The sequence below is a fragment of the Kitasatospora sp. NPDC056138 genome, from assembly GCF_042264695.1.
Taxonomy (GTDB): Bacteria; Actinomycetota; Actinomycetes; order Streptomycetales; family Streptomycetaceae; genus Kitasatospora.
On sequence record NZ_JBHJVK010000052.1, the window covers coordinates 22958 to 35510 of the forward strand.

Consider the following 12553-nt stretch of genomic DNA (forward strand, 5'->3'; position numbering starts at 1 on the left):
GTCTGCGAATAAACGTGCGCGTTCATCCCTCGTCAACCGGCCCATCGCAAAATCCTGTCGGCAGCCGAGATCACCGTCTGATCAGGTAAGCCGCCCGGAATCCCCGGCGATGGGAAGAGGACGAACTGATGAGTGGGACGATCACCTGTATCAACCGCGCGCCGGCCGGCACCGCCGCCGGGCACGGCGAGGCGCGCCTGATCATGCAGGGCGACGGCCACCTGGTGGCCCCCGACGCTCCGGACGGCAACCGGTCCGCCCGGTACGCGACGCGGGCGTCCAGCGAGGCCGGCCGCGGCACCAAGGCGGTCAGGCGCGCCGCCGACCGGCTCCACGGCGGGATCGCCGGCGCGGGCTCCACCGAGAGCCCCCACGTCGTCCGGCCGGTGCCGGAGAACCACTGAGCCCCGCGCGCCGTGCCCCCCGGCGCCCGGCCCTCAGGCCTCAGCCCTCAGCCCTCAGCCCGCTGCGAATCCCCCACGCGTCACCGCCATCGACCAGCCCCGGCGCGCCGTCCAACCGGGGCCCGACGAGCCGCCGGGAGAACCGTCATCGCCACCGAGCCCGTACCCACCACCGAACGGACACCCACCAGCACGCCGGACCTGCGCTTCCACCTGCTCGGCCCGCTCACCGCCCGGCTCGGCGACCGCCGCCTCGACCTGGGCCGCAGCCAACAGCAGGCCTTTCTCGCCATGCTGCTCGCCCACCCTGGCCGGCCGCTGACCGCCGCCCGCCTCGCCGAGGGCATCTTCGACAAGGACAACCCGCCGACCCGACCCAAGTCCGTCGTGGCCACTCACGCCTACCGGCTGCGTCGCGCACTGCGCGACCACCACGCCGAACACCTCCTCGTCACCGTCGACGGCGGCTACCGCCTCGACGTCCCCGCCGAGTCGCTGGACTCCGTCGTCTTCGACCGTCTCGTCGCGCAGGCGGAGGACCCCGCCACCGACCGGCCGCGGGCCCGCGACCTGTTGGCCCGGGCGCTGGCCCTGCACCAGGGCGAGCCGCTGGCCGGACTGCCCGGAGGCCATGCCGTCGAGCTGCGCCGCCACCTGGCCGAACGCCGGGTGGCCGCGCTGGAGGCCAAGCTCGCCCTGGACGTCGACCTGGGGGACAACCCGTCCTGCCTGGTCGAGCTCGACCAGGCCGTGTTCGCCCACCCTTTCCGCGAGCGGTTCCGCGCCCTGCTGATGCTGGAGTACCACCTGGCGGACCGCCCGGCCGAGGCGCGGGCCGTGTACGCCGATGCCCGGCGCGACTACCGCTCCGAGGGGCTGGACTGCCCGGAGCTCGACGCGCTGCACGCGCGGATTCGACGGGCTGACCCCACCCTCGGCACGGCCACCCGTCCCGTGGGCCGCTCGGTCGCTCCCCACGACCGGCCGGATCCCGACCGAGGGACGGACTCCCGCCGCTTGCCGGTACCGGAACAACTTCCCACTCCTCTCGCCGACTTCACCGGCCGGCAGGGCGCCGTTGCGGAGCTGACCGCCGCGCTCACCCGGCCCGACCCGGGCGCCGTGGTCATCTCGGCAGTCAACGGAATCGGGGGTGCCGGCAAGACCAGCCTGGCCGTGCACGTCGCCCACGTCCTGCACGCGCGGTTCCCCGACGGCCGACTGCACCTGGACCTGCGCGGCACCCAGGCCGACCCGCTCGACCCGGCCGAGGCGCTCGGCCTGCTGCTGGCCTCGCTCGGCGTCACGGACCGGGAGATCCCGGCAGACCCGGCCGAGCGCGCCGCGCTCTACCGCACCACCGTGGCCGGCCGCCGCCTACTGGTGCTGCTCGACGACGCGGCCTCCGCCGAGCAGACCGCCCCGCTGCTGCCCGGCGCTCGGACCTGCGCAGTCCTGGTCACCAGCCGAGTCTGGCTGACCGGCCTCCCGGGCGCCCACCACCTCCACCTCGACGCAATGGAGCCGGCCGAGGCGCTGGACCTGCTCGCCACCGCCGCCGGCCGCGCCCGGACCGAGGCCGAGCCCGAGGCCGCCACCGCGATCGTCACGGCCTGCGGCTTGCTGCCGTTGGCCATCCGGGTGGCCGGTTCCCGGCTCGCCGCCGACCCCGCTCAGTCCCTGGCCGGCCTGGCCTCCGCCCTGGCCGACGAGCGGACCCGACTCGCCGAACTCACCTACCATCACATGGCGGTGGAGCCCGTACTGGCGCTCTCCTACGCCCGGCTGAACCCCGAGCAGGCCCGCGCCCTACGACTGCTCGCCCTCCCGGACACGCCGGTGCTCGCGCTGGGCCCCGCCGCAGCACTGCTCGACCGCTCTCCGGAACGCACCCGCGAACTCCTGGAGACCCTGGTCGACCTCAATCTGCTGAACTCCCCGGCTGCCGACCGGTACGGGCTCCACGACCTGCTGCGCGTCTTCGCCCGCCGGCGCGCCACCGTCGAGGACACCCGGACGGAGGTCTCGGCCGCGTACGCCCGGCTGCTCGCCTTCTGCCTGGCCACCGCCCGCAACGCCGAGGCGACCGCGCACCAGGTCGAGCACATCCGCCGCAGCCTGATCACGACGGAGACCGCCGCGCCGGGCCGGACCTTCGACACGGTCGAGGAGGCAACCGCCTGGCTGCGCGACCAGACCGACCTCCACCAGGCGGTGATCCGCCGGGCCTGCCAGGACCCGGCCCTGCCGCTCGCCCAGGCCGCCGACCTGACGGACAAGATGGGCTCGATCCTGTTCGGCCGCGACTACGTGACCACGGTCGGCGAGCTGGCGGCCCGGGTCGCCGAGGCGGCGCCGGCCCGCGGCGAACGGGACGCCGAGGCGCTTGCCCGCTCGGTCCGCGGCAGCATGCTCTGGCACGCCGGCTCCTACGCCGCGGCGGGCGAGGAGCTCCGCCGCTGCCTGCCGCTCTGCGCCGGGGCAGCGCTGCGCCGATTGCGCGCAAACGTCCTCCAGCTGCTCGGGGCGAACGCGCGGGTGCTGCGCGACTTCGAGGCGGCGATCGGTCCGCTCGAAGAGGCCTCGTCACTGTTCCACCAGCTCGACGACCAGACCGCCGAGGGCCTCGCACTCGGCGAGCTCGGCTACATCCACGCAAGGTGCGGCCATCTCTCCCGGGCCCGCACGGCGGGCGAGCGGTGCGCCGAGCTGACCGGTGGTGAGGTGTCCATCTCCTCGTCCGTCGGGGGCTACTACCTGGCCCGGATCCTCCACCTCTGCGGTGACCTCACGCGGGCTCTGGAACGGGCGGAAGCCGCCCTGGCCCGATTCCGGTCCTTCGGCATGCCCGCCTTCCATGCCGCGACCGGCGGCCTGATCGCCCGGATCCACCTCACCGCCGGGCGGCCGGCAGCCGCCGTCCGGGCCGCCGAGGAGGCGCTTCCGCAGGCCCACTGCGTCGGCGGGATGCTGGAGGGCACCGTGCTGCGCACTCTCGGCCAGGCCCTCGCCGACCTGGGCCACCGCAGCCGGGCCGGCGCCTGCCTCAGACAGGCACACGAGCACTTCCGGCGGCTGGACCTCGACGCCGACGCGGCCGAGACAGAGCAGCTGCTCGGCGTGCTCATCGAATGTCCATCGCCATGACCGAGCCTTATGTCGTGCCCCGGTCAACCGGATCAGGGCAGTGGGGAGGGAATGCACATGTCCGTCAAGGGAATCCGCCGGGTCGTCCTGGGCCTGGCCACCACCGCGCTCGCCGGCGGGATCGCACTGACCGGTGCCGGGACGGCATCGGCATCGAGCGGCGGCGGCTGCGCCGGCCCGGATTGGAAGCAGACCTGTGTCAGCGCCGGCAACGGCCAGGTGTCGGCGCAGGTGACCACCAACTTCGCCAGCAACAACTGCACCGAGCAGATCATCATCTGGGACTACACCACCGGCAGCCAGGCGCTCTCCACCTCGTTCCCCTGCCACTCCGGCCAGTACTCCTACACCTACACCCTCAACAACCCGACCCCGGGCCACGACTACAAGGCCGAGGCCCGCTTCTACTGGCAGCCCGGCAGCAGCTACGACTACCAGCTCAGCCCCGACCTCTGGTACTGAGCCACCGGGCGCGGGGTGAGACGGCCCTCCACCCCCGTGGGCCCTGAGCCCGCACCGCGTCCCGCTCCCGACACTCACGGGGGCGGGACGCCCTGCCACCCGGTGGCCCGCGCCGGGCCCCGCTTGACCGTGGCCCCGGCCGGACGCCGACGGGAAGGCACGAGTCGGCGCGAGCCAGGCGAACAGCCGGGACTTCACGGGAGCACGGCGGCCCACCGGCCGGGGCAGCCGCGGGGTGGCTCCGTTCAGGCCCCCGCACAGCGGAACCTGCGCCTCCGGACCGGGGACGGGATGCCCGGTCAGGTGACCAGGCCGTGGCGGTAGGCATAGATCACGGCCTGGACCCGGTCGCGGAGTTGAAGCTTGGTGAGGATGCGGGAGACGAAGGTCTTGACGGTCTCATGGCTGATGACGAGGGTTGCGGCGATCTCGCTGTTGGAGAGGCCGTCGGCGATGAGGCGGAGAACTTCCAGTTCGCGAGGAGTGAGCGGGATGTCCCGGTGGGTCTTCTCGGCGGGGCGGATGCGGGCGGCGTATCGCCCGACGAGGCGGCGTGTCACGTCGGGGTCGAGGAGGGCCGCGCCGGTGGCCACGGTCCGGATGCCGTGGAGCAGTCGGTCCGCAGGGGCGTCCTTGAGCAGGAATCCGCAGGCGCCGACGCGCAGCGCCTCGTAGACGTACTCGTCCAGGTTGAACGTGGTCACCACGAGGACTTTGACGGGGTGGGGCACTCCGACTCCGGCCAGCAGGCGGGTGGCTTCGAGGCCGTCGAGGACCGGCATGCGGATGTCCATCACAACGACGTCGGGTCGTACCTTTCGGGCGAGGTCGACCCCGGTCCGTCCGTCTGCGCACTCGCCCGCCACCTCCATGTCGGGCTGGGCACCGATGATGGTGACCAGGCCGGTGCGGACCAGCATCTGGTCGTCGCAGACCAGGACCCGGATCGGTGCACTCACGAGGTGCCGTCCGCGGGGATGCGTGCCCGGACGGTGAAGCCGCCGTCCGGGCCGCAGCCGGCGCTGAAGTCGCCGCCCAGAACGTCGACGCGCTCGCGCAGGCCCGCCAGGCCCCGTCCGCTGCCGGCGGCGACGGCGGTCGCGCGTGAACCGGTTCCGTCCGTGCTGACCTCCACGGTGATCTCCCTCTCGCCGCGCTGAACCTGCACGGAAGTGCGGCTGCCGTGAGCGTACTTGAGGGCGTTGGTCAGTGCTTCCTGCACCACCCGGTAGGCAACGAGGTCGGCGCTGCCGGTCGATGCCGGCGGTGTGCCCCGCTCGGTGAGGTCCACGGGCTGTCCGGCCCGGCGGGTCTGCTCGACGAGCGTGAGGACCCTGCCGACTGCCGGTGTCCTGACCTGCGTGGCCTCCGCCGGGCCGCCGCCGTGGTCGGTGTCGTGACCGGGGTTGAGCAGGTCCAGCAGGTGGCGCAGATCGGTGAGGGCACGGCGGCCGGTGTCGCTGACAGCGGTCAGGGACTGCTCCAGCCGCTCGGGGGCGGCGGTCAGGTAGCGGGCGGCTTCGGCCTGGACGACCATCGCGGTCACGTGGTGGGTCACCACGTCGTGCAACTCGCGGGCGATGCGGATGCGTTCGGCGGTACGGGTCGCGGCAGCCACACGCTCGCGGCGTGCGGCCTCCGCGGCCCGTGTGGAACGCAGCCACGCCCCGGCTCCCCAGGCCAGGGCGAGCGTCAGGTAGAACGTCACGAACTCCGTCGCCGTCTCGCCGCCCGAACCGAGCCGTGCAAGCGCGATCGCCAGCGGCACGTACGCCACGGACAGAAGGACCACGGTGGTGCGCCGGCGCTGTTCCAGATGGAAGCCGGCACTGATCAGCGCGACGAGCAGGGTGGTCCCGGCGGCCGAGTGGTAGCCGCACAACTGGTCAAGGGCAAAGCCGCAGGCCACCAGCCCGAGACAGATGACCGGCCACCGCCGGCGCACCACGAGGGAGAGGCATTCGAGCGTGAGGGCCACGACCGCCAGGGCGTCGAAGGGGCGGGTCGGCAGGTCTCCGACCTGCGTCCCGTGGCCGCGCAGTCCCGGCAGGAACGACGCGACCAGGAACAGTGTCCCGAGAGGGAGGTCGCGGAGGGTGACGTCGAGCCGGTGCCACACCTGACCGGCCCCCTGAAGGCTCATCACCGGGCGAGTGTAGCGAGGGCGTCAACGCGACCGGCACGCCGGCGGGGGACGATGTGGCCGCGCCGACGGGCCAGCCACAGGAAGACGACCGTGAGCAGCGCGCCGAACAGCATCGCGTACACGCTGGCCTCCGGGCCGAACTCGCCGCCGGTGATCAGCTTGGCACCCGACGTCGAGGCGTCCAGCAGTCCGTGCGTGTCTCCGTTGCCCGAGACCTCGGTGCCGAAGATGCCGGACTCCGCGAAGTTCCAGCCGAAGTGCAGGCCGATCGGCAGCCACAGGGCGCGGGTGGCGGCGTACGCGGCGGCGAGCATGCCGCCGGCCTCGATGGCGATGGCGACGCCGCCCAGCAGGGTGGCGTCCTTGTTGAGCAGGTGGGACGCACCGAACACGGTGCCGGACAGGGCCAGCGCGATGTACGTTCCGAGTCCGCGCTCCACGAGCCGGAAGAGCAGGCCGCGGAACATCAGTTCCTCCGTGACGGCGGCGCCCGCCATGAAGCCGACCAGCCCGATCGCCCCGGTCGGCGAGCCGAAGCCGTGGACCGTGTAGTCCCCGAGGAAGTAGATGTTCGCAATGACGGATCCGAACATCGCGACCCCGACCACCAGGCCCCGTAGGAGCGCCCCTGACGCTCCCTCGCGGGCCAGCTCCGTGACCGGGCGCCGCTCGGTACGCCCCACGACCCATCGGTAGACGAGCACCGAGAGCACGACCGTCAAGCTGCCCCAGAGGAGCGAGAGCCACGGGTTGTCCTGGACCGCGGTGGCACCTTGACCGCCGACCGCACCGGCCAGGAACACGACCAGGATCTGCCACACCAGTTTCATGACGACTCTTTCTTCGGTTCCGTTTCCGGTTCCTTGTCCGGTCCGCGACCGAGGCGCCGCGGCTGAACTGAACCTTAGGCAAACGGCAATGAGGAATCGTCACCTCACAGAGGACACCTGTACGTAGCTCTCACGGGGGACAGACCCCCAGTCGCTCGGCCGGCGGTGGAGACCCAGTCGAAGGTCCGGCCCATCCGACCTACCCGGGAAGTCCCCTCATCCGGCCACAACCTCGACATCGGCCGCGAGCATGTTGGCGGCAAGCACTGCTCTGACAGCCGCCCAGCCGTACGGGAACGGCCCGGCCGATGATTCGCCGGGTGGCCGTTCGGTGCGGCCGGAATCCCCGTCCACTCTCATGCCACGACAGACGAACGGAGACCAAGCCGCCCCCGCCGGCGGACGTGACCCCCAGGCAATGTGGATCCGCGGCACGTGTCCACCGCCAGACCTACCGCCCATGCCGCTTGCGGTGGGAGGCGATCAGTTCGCAGTACCAGGCGTACGACGCCTTGGGCGTGCACCGCTGCGTCTCGAAGTCGACGTGGACAAGGCCGAAGCGTCGGTGGAACCCCTCAGGCCGTCGAACGCCCTGGCATCGTATCCCCGCCGTAGTCACCACAATCCTCGCTTCGGCCGACCGCTCCAGGTTAGGGCGCGTCCAGGGGCCGCCAAGCTGGGCCGTCTCCATCCCGCTGGACGTGTCCGAACACCACGTCGGCGAAGTGGACGCCGAAGCCGGCCGTGCCGGGCTCTGCCAACTCGGCGACGAGGCTGCGGCGGCGGTCGGCGGCCCGGGCGGGGTCGTGGTCGAAGGCCGAGGACCAATCCGGGTGGTCGATCTGGATCGGCGAGATCACGGCGTCACCGAATGCGATCAGACGCCGTCCGCCCCCGGTGATGACGTACTCGGCGTGCCCGACGGTGTGGCCTGGGGTGACCCGCACGCGTACGCCGGGGAAAACCTCCTGCCCGTCCGCGATCGTACGTACGCGCTGTGCGAGGACCGCGACCTGCTCGGCCATGCCCTGGGCCTCCAGGAGGTCCCGCCGGCCCCACTCCGGCTCGGAGATCAGGTAGTCGGCATGGGCGAACACGGGCCGGTCGCCACCGGGGGCGGGATGGCAGGCCCAGCCGAGGTGGTCGAAGTGGAGGTGTGTGAAGGCCACCGCTTCGATGTCCTCGGGGCTGCGGCCAAGTTCGGCCAGGCTGCGCGGGAGCGCACCTCCCTGGATCGCGCCGAGGGGGCCGTCCGGAGCCTCGAACATCCGCGGGCCGAAGCCCGCGTCGATCAGCAGCGCGCGGTCACCGTGCTCCACCAGCAGACCACCGACGCTCCCCACCAGACGGCCAGTGGCGTCCAGGTACTCGGGATGTGCGGCCCACACCTCGTCCGTGGTGTCCTGGAGCAGTTGCAGCGGCCGGAGCCGCACATCGCCGTCCGGCACGTACGACACCTTGGTGTCGCCCAGCACTATCGAGCGGATTCCCGCGGGTCGACGCAGTCGTCCGTCGTGGTCAGCCGTCAAGTCAGCCATGAATATTCCCATCTGAGTTGCTATCAGGTACTCAGCGGCGTTCTCTGCGGCGATGACGCCAACCATAAGAGTCCACCCGAGCATGTACGGGAGCGCGCCGCCGCCCTGGGCCTCACCGCGTCCCAGTCGACCGCGCTGCGGGAGACGAGCGCGACTGAACCACTGGTTGTAACCGCCCGACCTGTCGAACACCCTGTCATCACCCCCGAGTGCGGTGCGCAGCTACGGCTTTCCGTCTCGCGAAGCCCCACCGGACCCGCCTCGAGACTGACGAGTGCCACCTCCACCCAAGATCCCAACTACGGTTTGGGCACGGTCCGGTGAGCAGTAATCAGGTCGCGGTACGAGCTGTAGGACGTCTTCGGGGTACGGCACTGAGTCTCGAAGGCGGGTGACGGCCTCGGCGAGTCGGAGGCCCTCGATCAGTCGGAGCAGGTCGGCACCGCGGTCGAAGTAGCCGAGGTCGATGTCGGGGGGGGACGACCGCGTCGGCGGAGCGCGCCAGGGCACGGCCGCGTGAGGTCGGCTTCAGCAGGGCGGTGAAGACGGAACACCCGTGGGCTCCGGCGCCGAGGGGGTGGGGGCCGACCGCGACCAGTTGCAGGTCCGGTGGCCCGGTGGCCGGCCCGCTGTGACAGGTGGCGGCCAGTTGGTACCGGGCGTGGCCGCCGACCGGGCCGACGAACGGAAGGTCGATCGAGACCGCAGGATGGTCGGCGAGGTTGGCACCCACACCGGGCAGGTCCACCTCGACGGACCGGCCGAGCGCCGCCACCTCCGCCGCCGGACCGATCCCGGATCGCAGCAGCAGCCCCGGCGAGAGGTAGGCGCCCGCCGCAACGATCGCCTCGCCGGCGGGAACGACCTCCCCGGTACCGTCCAGGCGTACGCCCGCGACCCGGCCGTGCCGGACGACGGCGTCCCGCACGAGCCAGTCGGCGAGGACGTCGAGGTTGGCGCGCGACCGGCAGGGGTCGAGGTAGGCGGAGGCGGTGCTGATCCGCCGGCCGTCCACGGCGTTGACCGGCAACGACGCCACACCTACCGCGGCGGGCGCATTGTGGTCGGTGATCGGCGGGACACCGAGCGAGGTCGTGGCCTCATCTGCCGCGTCCGTGACGGCGGACCGCTCGGCGCCCGCGTACCGGCGGATCGGCAGCGGCCCGTCGCTGCCGTGGTGGTCGGCGGCGCCGAAGTCGGGGTCACGCTCGAGGCGCGCGAAGGAGGGCAGGACGTCCTCGAACGCCCACCCCCGCGCCCCGGCCGCCGCCCAGCCGTCGTAGTCCGCCGGGTGCCCGCGCAGCGCGAAGGTCGCGTTGACCGCCGACGAGCCGCCGATCACCCGGCCGCGCGGGAGCTCGAGCGGCGGTGCGCCGCGGACGCCGACTCCGCGCAGACCCCAGTCGTGAGAGGCCGCCGGCCCCTGCGTGCCCTCCACGAGGTCGGCCGGGAGGTCACCGGGCCCGTAGTCCGGCCCCGCCTCGATGAGCAGCACCCGCCGCGCCGGGTCCTCGCTCAGCCGGGCGGCGAGCACACAGCCCGCGCTACCGCCCCCGGCGATCACCACGTCGTACGAAGTGCCCATCGCGCGCCTCCCGTGTACCACGGCTCTGCCACCGGCCTGCTCGGGGCCAGTCGGCGGGGCCGGTGCCTCATGTGCCTGTCCGCTCGCCCCGTTCGACCTCCGTACCGGTGAGTGAAGCGATCAGCGCTCCGGCGGCGATGATGTCCGCCGGGTGAAAGGACAGCATGGTGGTGCTGTCGTTCGGCTTCGTGGTCGTGGTGACGTTGAGGATGTCGAAGCTCCGGCCGCGGAAGGGAACGGTCGCGATCCAGACGCGGCTGATGTCGGAGATCGGGATCTTGACGTTGTGCCGGTCCAGCTGGATCTGCTCCGGGGTGATGCGCAGGGGGCCGAGCGGGTTCGAGCTGGACTCGGCGCCGAATGTGACCGAGCCGGTCTCGTCCAGCGCGCGGCGGTGACCGGCGGCAGCGGCGGCGGCAAGGGCGGCGGCGAGTTCCGGACCGTGCAGCACCTGCTTCTCGCCGAAGCCGAAGCGTTCGCGGCCGCGCAGCGCCACAGCGTAAGCGTGACGGGTGCCGTACCGCTGCGTCGTCCGCTTGATCCATGTGGTCAGCTCCGACCAGCGGCCGACCACCTTCACCTGGCCCCACATCCCGACCAGGACGATGCCCTCGTCGAAGAGGTGAACGGCCTTGCGGCGGCGCGTCTGCGCCCCGGCCCCTGCGCAGAGGAGCATGAGGACCGCGCTCACCGCCGCCAGCCTCCAGGCCACAGGATTCGCGTTCGCGGCGAAGACGGCGGTCGGTATCACGAAGCACCCGGCATAAATGAACCAGGCCTGGCCGCTGAACCGGTAGCTGGCCCGCCAGGAGCCCAACCCGTGGGAGTTCGCCACCCGTGCCGGCCGTCCACCGCTCATCAGATCCCCACCCCTAGAACGCGGTTTCCCGGAAGCAACAGTGCCACAGCGTCAGGTTCTCGCCCAGCGCCGCAGCAGGCAACGTTCACCATGCCCGAAGCGCGGCCTCTCGTCACCGGCAAACGATCGCCCCGTTCACACCCACGGCCACCACGGAGCTCAACTACTTTGCACGGTGGGCCCGGTGGGCAGCGATCAGGTCGCGGTACCAGGCGTACGAGGCCTTCAGGGTGCGCTTCTGCGTCTCAAAGTCGACGTGGACGAGGCCGAAGCGCTGGTGGTAGCCCTCGGCCCGTCGAACACCCTGTCACAGTAGCTCAGCTGTGGTGTTGTCCTTGTACGTGAAGCCGTACTGGCCGTCGACCGGGTCCACAGGCCACCGCGGGTGCCGTAGACGGACTGGCCGTAGGCGGTCATGAAGGTGCCGAACGATGGTGTTGAGGTTGTCGGCGCCTGTCGCCCGGCGGTCCTCAAGTGGGCCACCCGCCGGACGGGCCCGGTCGCGAGCCGGGCCCGCCGCTGTCTGCACCGAAGACGGCGGCGGTCTCGCTCCGCGAACCGCGGCCCAAGAGCCGCGGTTCGACGGAACGTCAGCACACAGCGATTCCATCACCGCATGGCACGCGGCCGAGTAGTACCGCTCGTCAGTCGATGTAGAGAACGAGCCCGGTACCCGCAGGGCGGCCATCGACGAGCTCCGCGGGGCGGTATTGCATCTGGCCTCGCGCCCCAGGGGTATCCGATACGAGCCGCTAGTCAGAAGCTGCTTCGAACCGGGCCAGTGCAGTCCAGTCCAACTGTCGCACGATCTCGGCCAACCGGCTGAAGGGGTCCTCGCCAGCCTGTTGGAACCACACCACGGACAGCTCGCTGCGGCCGGGTTCGGTCACCCCGTCGGGGCGCCAGGGCGCGCTCAGCCGAGCATGTACCCTGGCCCGTGGCAGCCAGGTGTCCACCCGCGCGGAGGCATCAGCCCGGATGCCGTCCAAGTCGTGGACATACATACCCTGCGGACCTGCGAGCTGCTTCTCCAACTGCATGATCCTGAGCCGACGATGCAGGTACGGCGTGCCCTCGATCATCCCTTCGAGGTCGTCCCACATGTGCAGCTGGCGCAACTCGGCGTGGATCTCGCCCACCTGAAACGTACGCAGCTCAAGATTCCCGGTCACAGCGCGCAGCCTATCGACGGCGCCAGCTGCGGGCGAACGCAATTCGCTTGCCCCTACTCCGGGCGGGATTGTCCTGCAGCCAGGATGGTGTCCCACGCAGTGGCGTAGGACCGGAACGCTCCCCGCGCCATGGCGACCTGGCGCAGCCTCGCTGTTGGAGCCCTGCGGCTGAGCGGCGTCAGGAACATTGCGGCCGGCCTGCGCCGCAACGCGCGCAACGCACGCTGGCCCCTCGCGCTCCTCTCCCTTGCGTGATCACAAAGCGGACGCCAAGCGACGACGCCGAAGTTCTGGGCCAAACCCGGTGACACGCGTGTGCCGTACAGGGAGACTGGCGACGGACATGTACGAGCAGTCGAAGGCCGAAGGGCAAAGAGTGGCACTGGTGGAGAAGGGTTCCCGCCGCATTG

The 12553-nt window shown here is 71.6% G+C and carries 11 protein-coding genes and 1 pseudogene; 3 read left to right on the forward strand and 9 right to left on the reverse strand.

Features of this window, described 5'->3' with window-relative positions; translation table 11 throughout:
• Positions 1–128 precede the first annotated feature (128 nt).
• Genes ACFC1R_RS27100 through ACFC1R_RS27110 form a run of 3 tightly spaced genes read left to right on the forward strand, consistent with a single transcriptional unit; the run spans position 129 to position 4013 of the window.
• A complete protein-coding gene (locus ACFC1R_RS27100; protein WP_375942888.1) occupies positions 129–404 on the forward strand; it encodes a hypothetical protein in 276 nt (91 codons plus the stop codon).
• Positions 405–416: 12 nt separating this feature from the next.
• Positions 417–3551 (forward strand): BTAD domain-containing putative transcriptional regulator, encoded by a 3135-nt coding sequence (locus ACFC1R_RS27105; RefSeq protein WP_375942890.1) that lies wholly within the window; start codon positions 417–419, stop codon positions 3549–3551.
• Positions 3552–3608: 57 nt separating this feature from the next.
• On the forward strand, positions 3609–4013 hold the full coding sequence (locus ACFC1R_RS27110; RefSeq protein ID WP_375942892.1) for a hypothetical protein: 405 nt from the start codon (positions 3609–3611) through the stop codon (positions 4011–4013).
• A gap of 299 nt (positions 4014–4312) precedes the next feature.
• Here ACFC1R_RS27110 and ACFC1R_RS27115 read toward each other — a convergent pair whose 3' ends face one another.
• The 9 genes and pseudogenes from ACFC1R_RS27115 to ACFC1R_RS27155 all read right to left on the reverse strand — a co-directional run bounded on the left by ACFC1R_RS27115 (position 4313) and on the right by ACFC1R_RS27155 (position 12143).
• A complete protein-coding gene (locus ACFC1R_RS27115) occupies positions 4313–4972 on the reverse strand; it encodes a response regulator (RefSeq protein ID WP_375942894.1) in 660 nt (219 codons plus the stop codon).
• A complete protein-coding gene (locus ACFC1R_RS27120; protein WP_375942955.1) occupies positions 4969–6156 on the reverse strand; it encodes a sensor histidine kinase in 1188 nt (395 codons plus the stop codon). The genes ACFC1R_RS27115 and ACFC1R_RS27120 overlap by 4 nt, the downstream gene beginning before the upstream one ends.
• Positions 6156–6989 carry a lysostaphin resistance A-like protein gene (locus ACFC1R_RS27125; RefSeq protein ID WP_375942896.1) on the reverse strand — a complete coding sequence of 278 codons (834 nt, stop codon included), beginning with the start codon at positions 6987–6989 and terminating at the stop codon, positions 6156–6158. Before ACFC1R_RS27125 ends, ACFC1R_RS27120 begins: the two co-directional genes overlap by 1 nt.
• A gap of 451 nt (positions 6990–7440) precedes the next feature.
• On the reverse strand, positions 7441–7680 hold the full coding sequence (locus ACFC1R_RS27130; RefSeq protein ID WP_375942898.1) for a family 1 glycosylhydrolase: 240 nt from the start codon (positions 7678–7680) through the stop codon (positions 7441–7443).
• On the reverse strand, positions 7640–8527 hold the full coding sequence (locus ACFC1R_RS27135; RefSeq protein ID WP_375942900.1) for an MBL fold metallo-hydrolase: 888 nt from the start codon (positions 8525–8527) through the stop codon (positions 7640–7642). Before ACFC1R_RS27135 ends, ACFC1R_RS27130 begins: the two co-directional genes overlap by 41 nt.
• A gap of 331 nt (positions 8528–8858) precedes the next feature.
• Entirely contained in the window at positions 8859–10112 is a 1254-nt protein-coding gene (locus ACFC1R_RS27140) for a GMC family oxidoreductase (RefSeq protein WP_375942902.1), read from the reverse strand.
• A gap of 67 nt (positions 10113–10179) precedes the next feature.
• The gene (locus ACFC1R_RS27145) at positions 10180–10971 is read right to left on the reverse strand and encodes a hypothetical protein (RefSeq protein ID WP_375942904.1); all 792 of its coding nucleotides are present in this window, start codon (positions 10969–10971) and stop codon (positions 10180–10182) included.
• A gap of 163 nt (positions 10972–11134) precedes the next feature.
• Positions 11135–11263: pseudogene (locus ACFC1R_RS27150) on the reverse strand (family 1 glycosylhydrolase); the annotation flags it as partial.
• A gap of 460 nt (positions 11264–11723) precedes the next feature.
• The gene (locus tag ACFC1R_RS27155) at positions 11724–12143 is read right to left on the reverse strand and encodes a hypothetical protein (protein WP_375942906.1); all 420 of its coding nucleotides are present in this window, start codon (positions 12141–12143) and stop codon (positions 11724–11726) included.
• Between the last annotated feature and the right edge of the window lie 410 nt (positions 12144–12553).